The sequence below is a fragment of the Streptomyces sp. NPDC107521 genome (assembly GCF_055598485.1).
The window spans coordinates 66956-86711 of sequence record NZ_JBVKAT010000003.1 but is presented as its reverse complement, the minus strand read 5'-3'; the positions used below and the strand labels follow the sequence as shown (position 1 = coordinate 86711).

Below are 19756 nucleotides of genomic sequence, written 5' to 3'. Positions count from 1 at the left end.
CGCGGGCGGGCGGAGCGGCCCGGGGGAGCGGGTGCGAGGGGGCCCGGCCGGGGTGCGGGCGTCGTGGGCCCGGGGCGCGGGTCTCCGGGCGGGCCGGGACGGGACGGGCGGGGACGGGCCCGGACAGGGGCGGCGCGGTGTCCGGGAGCGGGGCGTGGACGGGGCGCGAAGGGGGGAGCCGGGCGGGGCGCGGGCGTCGTGGACCCGGGGCGCGGGCGTCGTGGGCCGGGAGAGTGCGGGCCGTCCGCTCGGGGGCGGCGCATACCACTGATCGAACGCCAGAGGAAGGGCCCTCCGCGAAGTTCTCGCGAAGGGCTCGGAACGGCCCATGGCCGACACGGCCGCGCGCCCCCGGCAGGACTCGAACCTGCGGCCAAGTGCTTAGAAGGCACCTGCTCTATCCACTGAGCTACGGGGGCCTGATGGGGTGGCCGCTGCCCGGGCGGCCCGCGCGGGGCCGGTCCGTGGCAGTGCCGGGGACAAGGATAGGGCTCCCGGTTCCTCGTCCCTGGTGCCTCGCCTCCGTGGCTCAATGTGGAGGTTCGGTGAAGCGGTCCTGATAATCGCAGGCGGGTACGAATCGTGCAGCGCTTTTCACGCCTCGCGCGGCGGGTGTTGTGCACTCGTTATGCCTGGACCGCCCCCGCGCCCCACTCGCCCTCTCCGTCCGAAGTGTCCGGTCGGCGCGCAGGCATGCGCATATGCTTCAGAATTCCCCTAAAATTGGGCATTCTTCCCATGTGGTGACCTTGGACGTACGGCCTCAACTGCTCGACGCACTCTCCGCGCTGCGCGACCGCGTCGCGGCCGCACGCTTCCCGCTGCCCCTGCCCGGGGCCCCCCGCGCGCGTGCCAACCGCGACGAACTGCTCGCCCAGCTAGACGACTACCTCGTGCCCCGCCTGAGAGATCCCGAAGCACCGCTGCTCGCCGTGGTGGGGGGCTCCACCGGCGCCGGCAAGTCCACCCTCGTCAACTCGCTCGTGGGGCGCCGGGTCAGCGAGGCCGGCGTCCTGCGGCCCACCACCCGGACACCGGTGCTGGTCTGCCATCCCGAGGACCACCACTGGTTCAGCGGCATGCGCGTCCTGCCCGACCTCGCCCGGGTGTGGACCCCCCGCCGGGAGACCGACGACGACCTGCTGCCCCCGGGCGAGGACCCCGCACGGGTGCTGCGCATCGAGACCGCCGACAGCCTCCCGCCCGGCGTCGCCCTGCTGGACGCCCCCGACATCGACTCCCTCGTCGCCGACAACCGCGTCCTGGCGGCCGAGTTGCTCTGCGCCGCCGACATCTGGGTGATGGTCACCACGGCCGCGCGCTACGCCGACGCGGTGCCCTGGCACCTGCTGCGCACCGCCAAGGAGTACGACGCCACCCTCGTGACCGTGCTCGACCGGGTGCCGCACCAGGTCGTCACCGAGGTCTCCCGGCGGTACGGCGCCCTGCTCACCAAGGCCGGGCTGGGCGACGTCCCCCGCTTCACCGTGCCCGAACTGCCCGAGTCCGCCTGGGGCGGCGGCCTGCTCCCGGCCACCGCCGTGGCCCCGCTGCGCGCCTGGCTCGTCCACCGGGCCCAGGACCTCGGCGCCCGGCACCACGCCATGGCCCGCACCGCCCACGGCGTCCTCGACTCCCTCGGCGCCCGGATGCCCGAACTGGCCGGGGCCAGCGCCGCCCAGTACGCCGCCGCGCTGCGGCTCACCACCGCCGTCGACGAGGCGTACGACGGCGAGCACGCGCGGGTGCGGGGCAGGCTGAAGGCGGGCGCGGTGCTGGCCGGGGACGCGCTCAAGCGCTGGCGGGCCTTCCCCCTGGACTGCTCCCCGGCGGAGCTGCTCGACTCCCTGGTGGAGAGCCTCACCGCCCTGCTGCTCTGCTCCGTCACCGCCGCCGACGAACGCGTCGACGCGGCCTGGCGGCGCGAACCGGCCGCCGGCGCCCCCGGGCTGGAGGAGCCCGACCCCGAGCCGGACACCGCCGAGCACCGCATCGGCATGGCCGTCCGGCGCTGGCGGCGGGAGCTGGAGGAGCACGCCGAGGAGGAGACGCGCGGGCTGGACCGCGCGGTGGCGCCGGAGCCCGAGACGGTCGCCGCCCTCGTCGCCACCGTCCTGCTGGGCGGACGCCGGGCGCGCGGCGCCGGGGAGGGCCTCGCCGAGCGGATCGGCGCCCACGGCGCGCTGCGGCTGCGCGACCGGGGCGGACGGCTGCTGGCCGAGCAGGTCGACCTGGTGGTGCACACCGAGCGCGAGCGCCGCCTCGCCCCGCTGGACGCGCTGGACGTCCACCCCGAGCCGCAGGCCGAACTCATCGCCGCGCTGTCCGTACTGCAGAAGGAGAGGTGACCGGTGACCGCCGTCACTGACCAGGACCCCACCGAGCACACCGACCACACGGAGGGGCAGGACCCCGGGAGGCACGGGGGAACGGACGAGCGCGGCGCGGGGGGCGCGGCGGGGGGTGCCGCGCCGGGGGAGGGGACCGCGGGCGCGGGGCCCGGCGCGGGAGCGGGGGACGGCTCGCGCCCCCGGGACGGCGTTGGCCCCCGGGACGGCGCGGGCCCGGCCCGAGGCGCGGACGCGGGGGCGGCGGGGCGGGCGGACCGGGGCCGGGGCACGGGGACGGGGACAGGGGCGGGCGGTGCCGGGGCGGGGGCCGGTGGTGAGGGGGGATCGGAGCCGGGCCCGGGCTCGCGCCATGGCTCGGTCCACGGACCCGCGGGTGCGGCTGGGCGGCCGGGGGCGCGGGGCGAAGCGGGCTTCGAGAGCGAGGGTGCCGGGGGCGCGGTGCGGGGGGCTGCCCGCGGGGCGTGGGGTGCCGTGGGCGCGGGCCGTGCGGAGCGTGCGTCCGGTGAGGCCGGGGCGGGGGCCGTGGGACGTGGGGCCGGCAGGGAGGGCACGGGGGGCACCGGAGCCGGCGGGGCCGGCAGTACGTCCGGCGGGTCCGAGGGGCGCGGCGGGTCCGGCGGGGTGGGGGGTGCCCGGGACGCGCGGGGCTCCGGAGCCGGTGCCGCCTCGGGAGCCGCCGGTGGCGTCGGTGGGACGGGCAGGACGGGTAGGGCCGGAGCCGTCGGTGGCCCCGGTGAGGTGGGAGCCGCCGGTGGTGCCAGTGGGGCCGGTGGAGCCGGTGGAGCCGGTGGTCCCGCCGGGCCCGGTGGAGCCGGTGGTGACGCGAAGGGCGTCACCCGTGAGGACCGTGCCGGGACTCCGCCCCGGAGCGGGCACGCCGGACGCCCCCCGGAGCACGGGGGGCGGATGGACGGCGTGCCCACGCACGGGCACACCGGGGACCGCGCCCCCGCGCGCGGGCACGACACCCCCGGCGACTCCCGGCGCGCGGCACCGGAGGACGGCGGCGCGGCCGACGGCACCGCGCCCCCGCGGGCCGCCGCCCGCGGCCGTACGCCCGAGGAGGGCGTCTGGGGCGACGGGCTGATCGCCCGCCGGGTGGAGGAGAGCGGCGGCGCGGAACGCCACGCCCCCGCCGACCGCGGGCTCCCCGGCTCCACCGCCGTGACCCCGCTCGCCTATGACGGGCCGCTGCGCGCCCGGCTGGACGCGCTGCGCGAGCTGGTCGGCCTCTCCCGGGCCCGCGTGGACAACGGGACGCTGGCCGAGGCCGGCCGGGTCCTCGACGAGGCCGCCGCGCGCCGCAGGCTCTCCGGCCGGCACACCGTCGTCGCCATCGCGGGCGCCACCGGCAGCGGCAAGTCGCAGCTCTTCAACGCGCTCGCCGGGGTGGCGATCTCCGAGACCGGGGTGCGCCGCCCGACCACCTCCGCGCCCATCGCGTGCAGCTGGAGCGACGGCGCTGCGGGCCTCCTGGACCGGCTCGGCGTCCCCGGACGGCTGCGCCGCCGCCCCCTCGGCCACCCCGAGGAGGACTCGCCGCTGCGCGGGCTGGTCCTGATCGACCTGCCCGACCACGACTCGGCGGCCGTGGAGCACCGCGCGCAGGTCGACCGGGTCCTCGGCCTCGTCGACGCGGTCATCTGGGTCGTCGACCCCGAGAAGTACGCCGACGCCGTCCTCCACGAGCGCTATCTGCGGCCGATGGCCGGTCACGCGGAGATCACCCTCGTCGTCCTCAACCAGGTCGACCGGCTGCCCGGGGAGGCCGCCGAGCAGGTCCTCGACGATCTGCGCCGGCTGCTCGACGAGGACGGGATCGCCCTGGGCGAGCACGGCGAACCGGGCGCCACCGTCATGGCGCTCTCCGCCCTCACCGGCGACGGCCTGGACGAACTGCGCGACGTGCTCGGCCGGTTCGTCGCCGAACGCCAGGCACCGGCCCTGCGCGTCGCGGCCGACGTGGACGCCGCCGCCGGACGGCTCCGGCCCGTCTACGTCACCGGACGGCGCACCGGGCTCAGCGAGGAGGCGCGGGAGGAGTTCGCCGACCGGCTCGCCGACGCGGTCGGCGCCACCGCGGCGGGCGACGCGGCGGAGCGCGCCTGGCTGCGCAACGCCAACCGGGCCTGCGGCACGCCCTGGCTGCGGCTGTGGCGCTGGTACCACGACCGCCGCGAACCGGTCACCGGGCGGCTCGCCGTGCGCGCCCAGCACGACGAGGAGGCCACCGCCCGGCAGCGGGTGGAGCAGGCGGTGCGCACCGTGACCGACCGGGCGTCGGCCGGGCTGCCCGCGCCGTGGGCCCAGGCGATGCGGGAGGCGGCGGCCCGCGGCCTGCGGGGGCTCCCGGAGGCGCTGGACGAACTGGCGGTGCGCAGCACCCCGCCGCAGGGGCGCCCGCCGCGGCCGGGATGGTGGCCGGCGGCCGTGCTCGCCCAGGCGTCCATGACCCTGCTCCAGGTGCTGGGCGGCCTGTGGCTGCTGGGGCAGATCGTCGGCCACCTGTCGCCCAACCTGGGGGTTCCGGTGCTGTTGATGATCTCCGGGATCGTGGGCGGGCCGGTCATCGAGTGGAGCTGCCGGATGGCCGCCCGGGGCCCGGCCCGCCGCTACGGCGACGAGGCGGAACGGCGGCTGCGGGAGGCGGCTGCGGGGTGCGGCCGGGCCAGGGTGCTCGATCCGCTGGCGGCGGAGCTGCTGCGGTACCGGGAGGTGCGGGAGCAGTACGGGAGGGTCACGGGGGCGGGGGTGCGGTAGGGGGCGGTGCCTTCCGGGTGCGGCGGGGGCTGTGGGAGGGGGCCGGTGGGGCTGCCGGCCTCCGAAGCCGCCGGGCCGTGCGGCCACTCTGCTGCCGGGCTGCCGGGCTGCCGGGCTGCCGGGGCGCCCTGCCGCCGGGGCGCCGGGGGTGTCCGACCGCTGAGGGCGGGAGGCCGCTGGTGTCCCGGATCCTGCCGGGGCCGATGGTCCCGCCCGGACGGGCTGCCCGGGACCGGGGCACCGGGATCGGGGCGCCGGGGCCGGGGCCCAGGCCCGGGGTCCGGCGGTTCATGGATACGGCTCACTCGTCCGGGTGGCGGAGTTCTCCACAGGCCCGGGGCCGTCCACAGGCCCCGGCGGGACCGGGCGAAGGAATGCACTCTGGCATCGCGGCGGTCGCGACGGACGCGGTCGCCCCGAGGGAGGCATCCGCGATGAACGACACAATGATCTGCGCCGTGGGCAATGTGGCCACCCAGCCCGTGTTCCGGGAGCTGCCGAGCGGGCCGTCGGCGCGGTTCCGGCTGGCGGTCACCGCGCGCTACTGGGACCGGGAGAAGAACCAGTGGGCGGACGGCCACACCAACTTCTTCACGGTGTGGGCCCGCCGCCAGCTCGCCGCCAACGCCGCCACCTCCCTCACCGTGGGGGAGCCGGTGATCGTGCGGGGGCGGCTCAAGGTCCGCTCCGAGGCGCGCGAGGGGCAGAACTGGACCTCGGCGGACATCGACGCGGTGGCCATCGGCCACGACCTGGCGCGCGGCACCTCGGCGTTCCGCCGCCCGAGCAGGACGGAGGGTGCCGTCCCGTCCCCCTCCGGCCCGGAGCCCCGGTGGGAGACCCCGGAGCCCGGATCACCGGACGCCACGCCGGCAGCGGCGGCGGCCGGGGCGCCGGACGGTGCGGTGGGGGAGGCGGACGGTGTGGTGGAGGCGGCGGCGTGGGAGGGCACCGGCCGGAGCCGGGAGCCCGCCGCGGTGGGGTGACCGGACGGGAGGAGCGTGCCGGGCGCCCCTGCCGGGGCCATCCGCCGGGACGCCCGCGCCGGAGGCCGCTCCGGACACCCGCGCGGCCCGTCGGACGTCGCCCGTCGGACGCCGCCCCCGCAGCCCGGACGCCGCAGTCCTGACGCCGCCCGCCGCATCTCGGCCGGCCGGGCGGTCCCGCGCGCACCCCGGGTGAACACCCGCCGGGTGGTTCCCGGTTGCTTTGTCGACAAGCCCTGTCGGGCAAGGCCGCCGGGATAACGATTCCGAGTCGGATCACCGCTCGGACGACCCTCCCCGGCGAGCGTGGTGCGCAAGGTACTTAGGATGCCGAACAAGCCCTCCGGGGCAACTGATTCTGCTGGTGGGACCGTTTCCCCCGCATCAACGGGTCCCGCCGGAAGGGGAGTTTGGTGTTTTCTTCGCTCGCTCTGCTGTCCCGGCCCGGCCGGGGGGCGGCCCGTGCCGCCGTCGCCGCACTGGTGCCGGCCCTGGCCGCGGCCGGGGTGCTCGCCGGCGCGGGACCGGCCGCGGCCGAGGGCGTCGGCCAGGAGCGGGGCGGGGCGACGGCCACGATGGGCGGGCTCAAGACGTACGGCGCCGCGGTGATCCACGGACCCGACGGCGACCAGCGGGTGTCGGCCGGGCTGTTCGAGATGGCCGTCGAGGGCGGCGGCACCCTCCAGACCTACTGCGTCGACGTCCAGACCTCGGTCCAGAAGGACGCCAAGTACCACGAGACACCGTGGGGCGGCACCTCCCTGGGCACCAACAAGGACGCCGGTCGCATCGCCTGGATCCTGCGGAACTCCTACCCCCAGGTCGACGACCTCACCGAACTCGCGAGGAGGGCGGGAGTCCCCGGCGGGCTCACCCGGCAGGAGGCGGCGGCCGGCACCCAGGTGGCCATCTGGCGCTACTCCGACCACGCCGACGTCGAGGCGGTCGGCGCCCGGGCCGAGCGGCTCGCGGACTACCTGGAGAAGAACGCCCGCCCCCGGGCCGAGCCCGGGGCGTCCCTCACCGTGGAGCCCCGCGCGGTCGCCGGACGCCCCGGCGAACCGCTCGGCCCGGTCACCGTCCGCACGGGGGCCGGCAGCGCGACGGTGACACCGCCCGCGGACGCCGCCGCCAACGGCGTCCGGATCGTCGACCGCAAGGGCCGGCCGGTCACCTCCGTCGCCTCGGGCACCCGGGTCTACTTCGACGTGCCCGAGGACGCGGCGCCCGGCACCGCCCGGCTCACCGTGCAGGCGTCGACGACGGTCCCGGTCGGCCGGGCCCTCGCCTCGGAGAACCGCAGCCAGACGCAGGTCCTCGCCGGTTCCAGCGAATCGACGGTCTCCGCGACCGCGACGGCGGCCTGGGCCGCCACCGGGGCGGTCCCCGCCCTGTCCGCCGAGGAGAACTGCGCCGAGGGCGGGCTGGACATCACCGCCGTCAACAAGGGCGACGAGCCCTTCTCCTTCACGCTGCTGGACACCGAGTACACCATCGCGCCGGGCGAGCGCCGGACGGTGGCGCTCCCGCTGCCCGAGGACCGCGCCTACGACTTCACCATCACCGGCCCCAACGGCTACGCGCAGCGGTTCGCCGGCGTCCTCGACTGCCGCACCCAGGCGGGGACGGCCGCCGACATCCGCACCCAGACCGCCGCCGGGCCGTCCCTCGCCCCGGTGAACGTCCCCGCCCCGTCCGCCGGCCCCGACCTGGCCTCGACCGGCGGCTCCAGCCTCACCCCGGTGATCGGTGTGCTGGCCCTCACCCTGATCGCCCTCGGCGGCGCCACCCTCCTGGTCATCCGCCGCCGCGAGACCCACGGGAGCTGACACCCCCACCCGGCCGCCCCGGGACCGGGCCCCCGGCCCGCCCCTCCGCCCGCCCGGGCCGGAGCGCCCGATGAGGACGGGTTTTCGCCCAGGGCTGGCGGTGCGGCAAGATGGGGTGTATCTGCCCACTGCCTGATCGAGCTGCCGGACGGTTTCTCTTGGCTGAGTTCATTTACACCATGCGCAAGGCGCGCAAAGCGCACGGCGACAAGGTGATCCTCGACGACGTCACCCTGAACTTCCTGCCGGGGGCGAAGATCGGCGTCGTCGGCCCGAACGGCGCCGGAAAGTCGACCGTTCTCAAGATCATGGCCGGTCTGGAGCAGCCGTCGAACGGCGACGCCTTCCTCACCCCCGGCTACACCGTCGGCATCCTGCTCCAGGAGCCGCCGCTGAACGAGGAGAAGACCGTCCTGGAGAACGTCCAGGAGGGTGTCGCCGAGATCAAGGGCAAGCTCGACCGGTTCAACGAGATCGCCGAGCAGATGGCGACCGAGTACACCGACGAGCTGATGAACGAGATGGGCAAGCTGCAGGAGCAGCTCGACCACGCCAACGCCTGGGACCTCGACGCCCAGCTCGAACAGGCCATGGACGCCCTGGGCTGCCCCCCCGGCGACTGGGCGGTGAGCAACCTCTCCGGTGGTGAGAAGCGCCGCGTCGCGCTCTGCAAGCTGCTGCTGGAGGCCCCCGACCTGCTGCTCCTCGACGAGCCCACCAACCACCTCGACGCCGAGTCGGTGAACTGGCTGGAGCAGCACCTCGCCAAGTACGAGGGCACCGTCGTGGCCGTCACCCACGACCGGTACTTCCTGGACAACGTGGCCGGCTGGATCTGCGAGGTCGACCGGGGCCGTCTGCACGGCTACGAGGGCAACTACTCCAAGTACCTGGAGACCAAGGCCACCCGCCTCAAGGTCGAGGGCGCCAAGGACGCGAAGCGCCAGAAGCGCCTCAAGGACGAGCTGGAGTGGGTCCGCTCCAACGCCAAGGGCCGCCAGGCCAAGTCCAAGGCGCGGCTGGCCCGCTACGAGGAGATGGCGGCCGAGGCCGACAAGATGCGGAAGCTGGACTTCGAGGAGATCCAGATCCCGCCGGGCCCCCGGCTGGGCAGCATCGTCGTCGAGGTCGACCACCTCACCAAGGCCTTCGGCGAGAAGGTCCTCATCGACGACCTCTCCTTCACGCTGCCGCGCAACGGCATCGTGGGCGTCATCGGCCCCAACGGCGCGGGCAAGACCACGCTGTTCAAGATGATCCAGGGCTTCGAGCAGCCCGACTCCGGCTCCATCAAGGTCGGCGACACGGTCAAGATCTCCTATGTCGACCAGAGCCGCGAGAACATCGACCCCAAGAAGACGCTGTGGGCCGTCGTCTCCGACGAGCTGGACTACATCAACGTCGGCCAGGTCGAGATGCCCTCGCGGGCCTACGTCTCCGCGTTCGGCTTCAAGGGCCCGGACCAGCAGAAGCCCGCGGGCGTGCTGTCCGGCGGTGAGCGCAACCGCCTCAACCTCGCGCTCACCCTCAAGCAGGGCGGCAACCTGCTGCTCCTCGACGAGCCGACCAACGACCTCGACGTCGAGACCCTCTCCAGCCTGGAGAACGCGCTGCTGGAGTTCCCCGGCTGCGCCGTGGTCGTCTCCCACGACCGGTGGTTCCTGGACCGCGTCGCGACCCACATCCTCGCCTACGAGGGCGACTCCAAGTGGTTCTGGTTCGAGGGCAACTTCGAGTCGTACGAGAAGAACAAGATCGAGCGGCTCGGCCCGGACGCCGCGCGTCCGCACCGCGCCACCTACAAGAAGCTCACCCGGGGCTGATCGGTCTTGCGGCATCTCTACCGCTGCCCGCTGCGCTGGGCGGACATGGACGTGTACGGCCACGTCAACAACGTGGTCTTCCTCCGCTACCTGGAGGAGGCCCGTATCGACTTCCTGTTCCGTCCGGACAAGGAGTTCAAGCAGGGGTCGGTGGTGGCGCGCCACGAGATCGACTACAAGCGGCAGCTGGTGCACCGGCACGCCCCGGTCGACATCGAGCTGTGGGTCACGGAGATCAGGGCCGCCTCCTTCACCCTCACCTACGAGGTGAAGGACGGCGACCTGGTCTACGTCCGCGCCTCCACGGTGATCGTGCCCTTCGACTTCGAGGCACAGCGGCCCCGGCGGCTCACCGAGGAGGAGCGCGAGTTCCTCCGGGAGTACCGGGACGAGCCCGGGGGCCCCGGCCCCGGCCGGGCGAAGAACGAGGAGGAGGCCGTCGCGGCATGACGGTGCTGCACCTCGCCGACGAGGGGGAGGCCGCCGACCTGGCGGCCTTCCTCTCGCGGCTGCTCCACTACGACCGCGCGGCGGCGGTGCGCCTCCAGGCCGCCGGCACGACGCTCGCCGTCTTCGGCCGCCCGCCCTCCTTCGAGGTGCTGGCGATCCGCACGGCACGGCTGTCCAAGCCCTACGAGAAGGGGCTGGAGGTCACCCTCGACACCACCGTCTCCGCCGGTGAACTGCTGGACTCGGTGGACGACCGGGCCGCCACGGCCGCCGTCCCCGCCCCGGTTACCGGGCCCCCGTGGGCCGGGGTGCTGCCCCCGCGCGGCGGCTGGCGCCCCGTGCCGGGTCTCCCCGCGCCGGAGGCGCTGCGCGCGCTGGTCTCGGCCGCGGTGGCCGAGTTTCGCGCCCGCACCGGGGCACTGGCGCCGGAGCGGCGGACCCGGGCCGTGCTGGACGCCGTCGGGCGGGAGATCTGGTCCCGCACCGTCGCGGAGACCGCGCTGCCGGTGCGCGCGGTGCACGCCGCCCAGTCGCTCGGCTTCCTGCGCCCGGCCGGGGGTCCGTCCGGCGCCGGGGCGCCCGCGCTGGTCGCCGCCGGGTCCTGGCTGCGGCTGCGCACCCCGTTCGGCTCGGTGGCGCTGCGCCGGACCGGGGCGGGCCTCGGGGACCTGGGCGTCAGCGTGCGCTGACCCGGTCGGAGCCGGGGCGTCCGGCGGGCCCGCGCCCGCCCCGGTTCCGCCCCGCCGCCCCCGTACCGCCGGGGCCGGGCGGGAACGCCAGCCGCGCGGACCCGGCGGGTGCGGGGTCAGTCCGGGGCGTTGATCAGGGTGGACGCCGCGTAGGTCAGGTACTTCCACAACGTCTGCTCGTGCTCCTCGGAGAGCCCCAGCTCGTCGAGGGCGTCCCGCATGTGCTTCAGCCAGGCGTCGTGCGCGGCGCGGTCGACGGTGTAGGGGACGTGCCGCATCCGCAGCCGGGGGTGGCCCCGGGTCTCGTTGTACGTGGACGGGCCGCCCCAGTACTGCATCAGGAACAGGGTGAGCCGGTCCTCCGCCGGGCCGAGGTCCTCCTCCGGGTACATCGGCCGCAGCAGCGGGTCGGTGGCGACCCCCTCGTAGAAGCGGTGCACGAGACGGCGGAAGGTCTCCTCCCCGCCGACCTGCTCGTAGAACGTCTGCTCCTGAAGCGTGCCGCGCCGAATCTCGGTCACCGTGTGTGCCCCACCAATCTCCTGCCGGTCCGCCCCGGGCGTCGGACCGGGGCGCCCGGGGTCGCGCCCCCGGAACTGCAGTACCCCTCCATCGTCTCAGACCCGGGGAACCAGGACCCGAGACGTAGGCCGCCCTCCCGCGACCGCCCCGGAGCCCGGCGGACCCGCCCGGCGGACCGCCCGGCCGGACGGGCGCCGTTCGCCCCGGAGCCCGGTCCGCAGCACAGTGGAGGCATGGGCGGACACGACGACGGCGACGGACGGGACGGCGGGCCCCCCGGCCCCGTTCCCGCGGAGGCCGCGGCGTCCGCGCGGGCGGCGCTGGTGCGCGAGATCGGGCTGAGCGGGGCCTGGGACGCCGACCCGGTGTGGCGGGAGGCGTTCCTGGCCGTCCCCCGCCATCTGTTCGTGCCGTACTACTACGCGGGCGGACAGGAGCGCCTCTGGTGCGAGGACCCCGACCCGGCGGTCCGGGCGCGCTGGCTGAGCGGTGTCTACGCCGACGCCCCGCTGGCCACCCGGCTGCGCGACGGCGAACTGCTCTCCTCCAGCAGCCAGCCGTCCCTGATGGCGATGATGCTGGTGGCGCTGGAGGTCCGGGACGGCGACCGGGTCCTGGAGATCGGCGCCGGGACCGGCTACAACGCCGCCCTGCTCGCCCACCGGCTGGGCGACGACGACCTGGTCACCACCGTCGACCTGGATCCGGAGATCACCGAGTCGGCCCGGCGGCACCTGGCCGCCGCCGGTCACCGCCCGGCCGTCGTCACCGGCGACGGAGCGCTGGGCGTGCCCGGGCGCGGCCCCTACGACCGGATCATCGCGACCTGCGCCCTGTCCGGGGTGCCGCCCGCCTGGCTCGCGCAGTGCCGCCCCGGCGGTCGCGTCCTCACCCCGTTCGCCACCGGCCTGCTGGCGCTCACCGTCCACGGCGCCGGCCGCGCCGAGGGGCGCTTCCTGCCCACCCCGGCGTACTTCGTGCCGCTGCGGGGCGCGGGCGGCTCCCCGGCGCCGGAGCCGGTGCCGGGCGGGGTGCCGAGTACGGTCCGGGTGGACGACCGGTTCCGTTTCCTGCTGGCGCTGAGCCGGGGCGGGCTGGAACCGGGCGAGGCGTACGCGCTGTGGCGGCGCGAGGGGGCCCCGCCGCGCGAGCGCTTCGGCGTCACGGTGGACGACGGCCGCGCCCGCGCCTGGCTGGACGACCCCGACGGCCCGGACACCTGGCCGCTGCCCTGACGCCGCCCGCCTGTGCCGGGCCCGCCCGTGCCGGGCCGTGCCCGCAGGGGGGCGTGACCGAGGGCCGGGGACCCCGGCGGGGCGCCGGTCTCAGCTGCGGTGGATGGTGATGGTCGTCCAGGCGCCGACGTGCACCCGGTCGCCGTCCTGGAGCGGCACCGGGACGAAGGGCTGGATCGGCTCGTCGGAGCCGTTGACCGTGGTGCCGTTCGTCGAGTTCTGGTCGACGACCGCCCAGCTCCCGTTCGGCTGCTGCACCAGCATCGCGTGCTGGTGCGAGACGCCCGGGTCCTCCGGCGGCACCGAGAGGTCGATGTCGGGGGTGTCACCGGTGGAGTGGCGGCGGCGGCCGATGGTGATCTGGTCACCGGCCAGTGTGCGCTGCTGCTCGGGCGAGTACGCGGGCAGGTTCAGGCCCGCGGCCTCGGGGCCGGAGCGCTGCATCATCGCCATGAAGTACTCGCGGTCCGGACCGATGGTCGCCGACCAGGTCACCGGCTGCCGCTGTGCCTGGGGGTCCGGGTAGCCGTGACCGCCGTGGCCGGGCGGGGGCGGCGGGGCCTGGGTGGCTCCGGGCTGGGGGTAGCCGTAGCCACCGCCCTGCGGGGGACCGCCGTGGCCGCCGGAGGACGGCGGGGAGAGGACCCAGTCGTCGTCCCCGCCGAAGCCGGGGCCGCCGGGCTGCGGACGGCCGGTCTCCTGCGGGAAGGCGGGCGGGGCGGGGGGACCGGCCTGGTACGCGTGCGGGGCGCCGCCGTGGCCGCCGGGACCCTGCGGTCCGCCGTGGCCGGGAGGGCCGCCGGGGCCGCCGGGAGCACCGTGGCCGCCGGGCCCGGGCGGCACGGACCGCGACGGGTCGGCGCCGAAGCCGGGCGGGGGCGGCGGGCCGCCATGGCCTCCGTGGCCCCCCGGAGCGCCGGGACCACCGTGGCCGCCCGGGGCGCCGGGACCACCGTGGCCGCCGGGTCCTCCCGGGACGCCGGGGCCACCCGGACCGCCCGGGCCGAAGGGCCCCGGACCGATCGGCTCGGCGGGCCGGTTCACCTGCGAGGGGCGCGAGCCCTGGTAGTCGTAGCCGTCACCGCCGCCGTACGACGGGCCGCCCGGCGGCTGCGGGAAGCGCGGGGCACCCGGCCCCCCGGGACCCCGCAGATCGGGCGCCGGCGGGCGCGGTGCCGCCGGGGTGTACGACGTGGCGGTGTTGGTGAGGAAGTTCCACCGGCACTCCTCGCAGAACGGCGCCCCGCCCTCCCGGGGCGTGCGGCACTGCGGACAGAGCTGCGGTCCGGCGCCGGGGTGCCCCCCGGGAACCCCGTGGCCGCCTCCCGGAGCGCCGTGGCCGCCCCCGGGGCCGCCGGGGGCGCCCGGTGGCGGGAAGCCGTAGCCGCCGCCCGGGGGCGGCGGGGGCGGGGGCGGGGGTGGGACGGCACCGGCCATGCGGTGACCGCAGACCTCGCACCAGTCGTCGGAACCCGACTGGTGTCCGTTCGGGCAGGTCGGCATGTCGGAGCTTCCCCCTCTTGCGGGCTAGTCGCTCCTCGCGGAGCTGGTCGCTGTGGTCTTCGCTGTCACTTCTTGACGCGCACGGTCTTGGTGGACCGGGTTTCGAGAGTCATCTCGTCCGCCTCCTCGACCTTCGCTTTCAGTCGCACAGTACCTTCCGCGGCGTCGACCACGTCCACCACCTTCGCAAGCAGTTTCGCGGTGTCCGCGTTCCCCGAGGCCCCGGCGAGCTGGACCGCCCGCCCCAGTTTGGCCGTGGCTCCCTCCATGTCTCCCGCTTTGCGCAGATCCAGCCCCTGCTGGATGACCCGGGCCAGCTCGGCCTGCCCGGTGTAGTGCGCGACCTGCGGGTTGATCGAGGTCGAGGCCGTGGTGTCGGCGGTCCACACGGCCCGTACGAGGCCCTGCGCGCCCGGTTCCCCGGCGGCGGCGCCGGACTCCGGGACGACCAGGGAGATCCGGGCGGCCAGCATCTCCCGGCCCAGGGCGGCGGGCGGCACCTCGACGCAGACGTGGTAGTCGCGGGACTCGTCGCCCCAGGAGCCGGTGGGGTAGTCCCCGGCCCGCGGTCCGGCCTCGGAGCGGCGGCCGGTGAGGTCCTCGACGGTGGGCGCGACCTGTTTGACGAACCGCACGGTGGTGCCCTGCGGGGTCCAGAGGCGCAGGGCGACGTCCGCGACCTCCTTGCCCATGGCCTCCTCCATCATCCCCGTGAAGTCCCCCGCCAGCCGGGCCGGGTCGGCGACGATGTCGGCGGTGCCGAGCAGGGCGGAGGCGATGGCGGTGACCTCCTTCACCTCCCAGTCGGTGCCCACCCCGCGGGCGTCGCAGGTGAAGCGCCCGGCGCAGGCGTCGAGCGCCGCCCGGAGCTCCTCGGGCGACTCGTGCTCGTTGCGGCCGTCGGTGAGCAGGATGCCGTGCCGGATGGTGACGTCGGCCGAGGACAGCAGCCGCTCGGCCAGCCGCAGCCAGGTGCCGATGGCCGTGCCGCCGCCCGCGCTCAGCCGCCGCAGCGCCTGCTTGGCCCGGTCCCGGGTGGTGGCGTCCGCGACGGCCAGCCGCCCGTTGCCCGGGTAGACCTCCCGGGCCGTGTGCGTGCCGCCGACCACCGCGAAGTGCACGCCGTCGCGCAGGGTGTCGACGGCGGCGGCCGTCGCCTCGCGGGCGTTGCGCATCTTGGCGGGCGGGTAGTCCATCGAGCCCGAGCAGTCGACCATGAGCACCACCGCCGCGGACGGCCCCGTGCCCGGCGGGTACCGGTCGGGCGCGGCGACGGCGGTCCCGACCGTGCCGCCGCCGGTCGCCGTCACCGTGACGATGGCGTTGACCTCGTGGCCGCCCTCGGGCAGGAACTCGTTCTGGTACACGTCCACCGAGAACCGCGGCACGTTCGACTTCGCGAAATTGGCCATGCCGGATCGCTTCCCCCTCTGCGGCCCCACGGTGGTGGGGCACTGGCTGCTGGCGCGGGCCGCCCCCTGCGGCCCGCGAGGCCGCACCGCGCGCGTCCCTCCACGGCGCGGTCTCAGGCCGATCCTGCCCCCTGCGGCGGGCCCGGGAACGGTACGAGGGCCACTGTTACGTTGTCGTGGCCCCCGCCGTCGAGGGCGTGGCCGACCAGGACCCGGGCGCCGTGCAGCGGGTGCGCGGCGGCGTCGGACGGGACGGCGGCGGCCATCTCCTCGGCGGATTCGGCGTAGTTCCAGAGGCCGTCGGTGCAGACCACGACCACTCCGGGGCGGTCGGGCTTGAACGAGGCGGTGTGCGGCTCCAGTTCGTAGGCGTCCGCGCCGAGCCAGCCCGTGATGGCGTGGGCCCGCTCGTCGGCGTAGGCCTCGGCCTCGTTCATCAGGCCCGCGGCGACCATCTGCGCGGCCCACGAGTCGTCCTCGGTGAGCCGGGCCGCCGGACCGCTGCGGTCCTCCGGCACCCAGTAGACGCGGCTGTCCCCGACCCAGCCGACGATCAGCAGACCGGCGGTGACCACCGCGCCGACCAGGGTGCAGGCGGGGGCGTTCTGGTGCGGCCCCTGCTCGCGGGCGGTGGCGGGCTCGTCGGCCAGCGCGTTGACGGCGTGCGAGGCGGCGATGATCGCGTCGTGCATGGCCTGCTGCGGGTGGGTGCCCCGGGGCAGGGCCGCGAGCAGCGCGTCCCCGGCGGCCCGGGAGGCGGCGAGGGAGGCGTCGTCGGGGCGGGTCGCGGAGGACACCCCGTCGCAGACCACGGCCAGGGTCGCGGGGCTGCCGTCGGGCAGCGCGGTGCGGCCCACGCAGAAGGCGTCCTCGTTGCGGTGGTGGCGCAGCCCCCGGTCGCTGACGGCGGCGGCGGGCCCGCACTCCTGTTCCATGTGGTCGCGTTCGCGGGGCTGGGCGTGGCCGCAGTTCTCGCAGTAGCCGTCGCCGTCCACCCGGCCGGTGCGGCAGGCCACGCAGACGACGGCGCCGGGCGCCGGTGCGGCCGCCGGGGGCGGGGCGGGGGCGGCCGCCGGGGCGGGCGGGGCCGCGGGCGGTGGCACCGGGCCGGCGGGCAGGCGCGGGTCGGGCGCCTGGAGCGGGTACTCGTCGGGCTCCGACGGCCGGTCGAACCGCACCCCGGTCCCCGTGCCCGGCGCGGGGACCGGCGGGGCGGCCGGCGGCGGGGGAGGGGGCGGCGGCACGGCGGGCGCGGACGGTGGCGGCGGCGGCACGGGCGGGGACGGGTGCAGCGGGGAGCCGCCCGAGTCCGTGCCCGCCATGTCGGACGGCGAGTGCGCGGGCAGCGGACGGCCGGAGCCGTCCGAGTCCCGGGCCGTCGGCCAGTCCACACCATCGGGGGACGCCGAGACCGGCGCCGGGCCGTCCGGGACGCGGTCCGGGCCGTCGGGGGACCGCGCGGTCACGGCGGACAGCTCGTGTCCGCACGCACCGCAGAAGCGGTCCCCCGGCTCCAGGGGTTCCGCGCAGCTCGGGCACGTCGGCACTGCGGCCTGCTGGGGCTTCTGCGACATCAACTACACCCACGTCCGGGGGCGGTAACGGTTGGCACGTTCCACCAGGTCGATCCTTTCCTCGCCGCCCCGCGCCAGCCGGGCCAGCATGCGGTACGAGCGCTCCAGGCCGAAGCGCAGGCCCCGTTCGTCGAGGCCGCTGCCCAGCAGCGTCCGTCCTCCGGCGGCGGGAGGGACGGAACCCCGGCCCCCGGAGAGTACCCAGTCCAGCGCGCAGCCGAGGACCTCGACGGACAACTGCTCGCGGCGCGCCGGGTCCAGACCGTATCCCTCCAGCGCCTCGACCTGCCGCGCGGAGGCGGTCAGATCGTCCAGGAACGCCGTGTCCCCCGGGTCCGCCGCCCGGCGCCGCAGCCGCGCCCGCACGGCCGCCACCCGGGCCGCCGTGCAGTGCACCGAGGACTCCGGCACCGAGTCCAACGTCCGTACGGCGCCGGGCCGGTCGCCACCGGCCAGCAGCACCCGGGCGAGCCCGAAGGCGGCGCTCACATGGCTCGGGTCGGCCGACCACACCAGGCGGTAGTACTCGGCGGCGTTGTCGAGCTGGCCCAGCACCTCGGCGCACAGGCCGAGCGCCAGCTTCGGCGCGATCTCGCCGGGGAAGGCGTCGTACAGGGCGTCGAAGGCCAGCGCGGCGTCCTCGTGACCACCCGTCACCAGCGCCGCCAGGCCGCGGTACCAGACCACCCGCCAGTCCTCGGGCCGTTCGTCCTCCAGCGCCCCCAGCGTCGCGAGGGCCCCGGGCGTGTCGCCCTGTTCCAGCCGGGCCCGGACCTCCCTCAGCCGGGTCTCGGCCGACGGCGCCGGGGCCGCGGCCAGGGCGGTCAGGAGCTCGCCGGGCGCGGAGGCCGACAGGCCCGCCAGGAAACCGGCGTTGGGGTCGGCCGGGTCGACCCGGGGCACCGGCAGGGCCAGCGCGGCGGCGGGCACGTCGGCGGCCCGGACCAGCGCCCCGCCGGGGGCCGCGGCGCCCGCGGGACCCGGGCGGCCGGCGGTGCCCGCCGTGCCGCCGGTGGCGGTGCCCGCGGCGCCGGGCGGCAGGGCGGGCCGGGCCGCGCCCGGGGGGAGCGCGGCGGCGGCGCGCCCCCGGCGCCGGACGGGCCGGGCGCCCAGCACCGACACCTCCCCGTCCAGCAGGGGGAACAGTTCGGTGTCCGTCACCCGGGTCTCCGGTCCGAACAGCGTGGACAGCGCCGGTCTGGCCCGTCCCGTCCGCACCGAGACGATCTCCCGCAGCACCCCCGTCAACTGCTCCGCCATCTCCCGCGCGGAGCCGAACCGGCGCTGCGGATCGGGGTCGGTGGCCCGCGCCAGCAGCCGGTAGAAGGACTCGTGCCGCCGGAAGACCTCCACGGTGTCGGGGTCCGGCAGCGAGTCGGCGTGCACCGTGGTGTAGCCCTGGAAGTCGAAGGTCAGCACGGCCAGCGTGCGCCCCACCGTGTACAGGTCGGACGCCACCGACGGACCGGCCTCCGCGACCTCCGGCGCCTGGTAGCCCACGGTGCCGTAGATGGCCGACTCCTCGTCGTCCGCGCGGCGCACCGCGCCCATGTCGATCAGCTTGAGCTGGTCCTCGGTCTGGATCGCGTTGTCGACCTTGAAGTCGCAGTAGAGCAGGTTGCGGCTGTGCAGGTGGCCGAGGGCCTCCAGCGCCTCGATGCCGTAGGCGCACGCCTGCTCCACCGGCAGCGGATCGCGGCGGCCGTCCGGGGCGCGCCGCTCGTTGGCGATCTCCTTGAGCGCCTTGCCGCCCACGTACTCCATGACGATGTACCCGTCGAGGGAGCCGGTGCGCTGGTCGAGGTGCTCGACGAAGTTGTAGATCCGCACGATGTTGGCGTGCTCGATCTCCGCGAGGAAGCGCCGCTCGTTGATGGCCGCCGCCATCGCGTCGTGGTCGCCGGTGTCCAGCAGGCCCTTGAGGACCACCCAGCGGTCGGCGACCGGCCGGTCGATGGCGAGGTAGATCCAGCCGAGCCCGCCGTGCGCGAGGCAGCCCACCACCTCGTACTGGCCGTGCACCACGTCCCCGGCGGCGAGCTTCGGCACGAAGGAGTACGGATGGCCGCACTTGGTGCAGAAGCCCTCCGTGCGCCCGGGCCGCTCGCCGCGCGCCCGCCCGACCGGCGCCCCGCAGTCCGACCGGGAGCAGAACCGCTTGCGCTCGGGCACCTCGGGCCGCTCCAGGACCATGGCGCGCGGGTCGGGCCGGGGGATGGGCGGGACCTCGACCAGCCCGGCGCCGAGCCGGCCGCTGGAGCCCGCCCCGTTCCCGGTGCCGGTACTGCGCACCGACACCGAGCGGTTGGTGGCCCGCCCCGACAGGGCTGACGACAGCCGCCCGGACACCGAGCGGCGGGAGCGCGAGGACTGGGACGAGGAGCGCGCACCGCGCCCGCCCGTGCCGCCGCTCCCCGGGCCGGGGGAGCCGCCGGACACGGAGCCGCCCGGCCCCCGGCGGGCCGTGACCCCGGTGGGGGCGGCGCCGACCGTGCCGCCGGCCGACACCACGGGCGCCAGCCCGCAGGTGCCGCAGTACAGCTCGCCGCCGCCCATGTCCTCGTACGTGCCGTCGCAGTCGGGACGCTGGCACGCGCTCCGCTCCTGGCTCATGACGCCTCC

At 76.4% G+C, this 19756-nt stretch carries 13 protein-coding genes and 1 tRNA gene; 8 read left to right on the top strand and 6 right to left on the bottom strand.

What is annotated here, in order from left to right:
• Positions 1 to 346: 346 nt before the first annotated feature.
• Positions 347 to 419: transfer RNA gene (locus ACZ7LB_RS06450), tRNA-Arg, on the bottom strand.
• A 321-nt stretch (positions 420 to 740) separates the two neighbouring features.
• Here ACZ7LB_RS06450 and ACZ7LB_RS06445 point away from each other — a divergent pair.
• The 7 genes from ACZ7LB_RS06445 (at position 741) to ACZ7LB_RS06415 (ending at position 10888) form a co-directional block, all read left to right on the top strand.
• Positions 741 to 2348 (top strand): dynamin family protein, encoded by a 1608-nt coding sequence (locus tag ACZ7LB_RS06445; protein WP_471465680.1) that lies wholly within the window; start codon positions 741 to 743, stop codon positions 2346 to 2348.
• A gap of 909 nt (positions 2349 to 3257) precedes the next feature.
• Positions 3258 to 5111, top strand: coding sequence for a YfjP family GTPase (locus tag ACZ7LB_RS06440; RefSeq protein WP_471465679.1), 1854 nt, complete (start codon positions 3258 to 3260; stop codon positions 5109 to 5111).
• Between the two features lie 434 nt (positions 5112 to 5545).
• Positions 5546 to 6097 (top strand): single-stranded DNA-binding protein, encoded by a 552-nt coding sequence (locus ACZ7LB_RS06435; protein ID WP_471465678.1) that lies wholly within the window; start codon positions 5546 to 5548, stop codon positions 6095 to 6097.
• A 413-nt stretch (positions 6098 to 6510) separates the two neighbouring features.
• A complete protein-coding gene (locus ACZ7LB_RS06430) occupies positions 6511 to 7926 on the top strand; it encodes a Cys-Gln thioester bond-forming surface protein (RefSeq protein ID WP_471465677.1) in 1416 nt (471 codons plus the stop codon).
• A gap of 158 nt (positions 7927 to 8084) precedes the next feature.
• The gene (gene ettA / locus ACZ7LB_RS06425; protein WP_471465676.1) at positions 8085 to 9749 is read left to right on the top strand and encodes an energy-dependent translational throttle protein EttA; all 1665 of its coding nucleotides are present in this window, start codon (positions 8085 to 8087) and stop codon (positions 9747 to 9749) included.
• Between the two features lie 6 nt (positions 9750 to 9755).
• Positions 9756 to 10199: an acyl-CoA thioesterase gene (locus tag ACZ7LB_RS06420; RefSeq protein WP_471465675.1), complete on the top strand. Its 444-nt coding sequence runs from the start codon at positions 9756 to 9758 to the stop codon at positions 10197 to 10199.
• Complete coding sequence (locus ACZ7LB_RS06415; protein WP_471465674.1) at positions 10196 to 10888, top strand: DUF8010 domain-containing protein; 693 nt, start codon at positions 10196 to 10198, stop codon at positions 10886 to 10888. The genes ACZ7LB_RS06420 and ACZ7LB_RS06415 overlap by 4 nt, the downstream gene beginning before the upstream one ends.
• 116 nt (positions 10889 to 11004) lie before the next feature.
• On the opposite strand, the gene ACZ7LB_RS06410 is transcribed toward ACZ7LB_RS06415, so the two are convergent.
• Positions 11005 to 11409 carry a globin gene (locus ACZ7LB_RS06410; RefSeq protein ID WP_471465673.1) on the bottom strand — a complete coding sequence of 135 codons (405 nt, stop codon included), beginning with the start codon at positions 11407 to 11409 and terminating at the stop codon, positions 11005 to 11007.
• A gap of 234 nt (positions 11410 to 11643) precedes the next feature.
• On the opposite strand from ACZ7LB_RS06410, the gene ACZ7LB_RS06405 reads away from it, so the two are divergent.
• Positions 11644 to 12645, top strand: coding sequence for a methyltransferase domain-containing protein (locus ACZ7LB_RS06405; RefSeq protein ID WP_471465672.1), 1002 nt, complete (start codon positions 11644 to 11646; stop codon positions 12643 to 12645).
• A 90-nt stretch (positions 12646 to 12735) separates the two neighbouring features.
• Here ACZ7LB_RS06405 and ACZ7LB_RS06400 read toward each other — a convergent pair whose 3' ends face one another.
• From ACZ7LB_RS06400 to ACZ7LB_RS06385, 4 genes are all read right to left on the bottom strand, one after another.
• On the bottom strand, positions 12736 to 14148 hold the full coding sequence (locus tag ACZ7LB_RS06400; RefSeq protein WP_471465671.1) for an FHA domain-containing protein: 1413 nt from the start codon (positions 14146 to 14148) through the stop codon (positions 12736 to 12738).
• A gap of 65 nt (positions 14149 to 14213) precedes the next feature.
• Positions 14214 to 15560, bottom strand: a complete 1347-nt coding sequence (locus ACZ7LB_RS06395) for a vWA domain-containing protein (protein ID WP_471465670.1) — start codon at positions 15558 to 15560, stop codon at positions 14214 to 14216.
• A gap of 113 nt (positions 15561 to 15673) precedes the next feature.
• On the bottom strand, positions 15674 to 17134 hold the full coding sequence (locus ACZ7LB_RS06390) for a PP2C family serine/threonine-protein phosphatase (RefSeq protein ID WP_471465669.1): 1461 nt from the start codon (positions 17132 to 17134) through the stop codon (positions 15674 to 15676).
• Positions 17135 to 17137: 3 nt separating this feature from the next.
• Complete coding sequence (locus ACZ7LB_RS06385; RefSeq protein ID WP_471465668.1) at positions 17138 to 19747, bottom strand: serine/threonine-protein kinase; 2610 nt, start codon at positions 19745 to 19747, stop codon at positions 17138 to 17140.
• Positions 19748 to 19756: the final 9 nt, after the last annotated feature.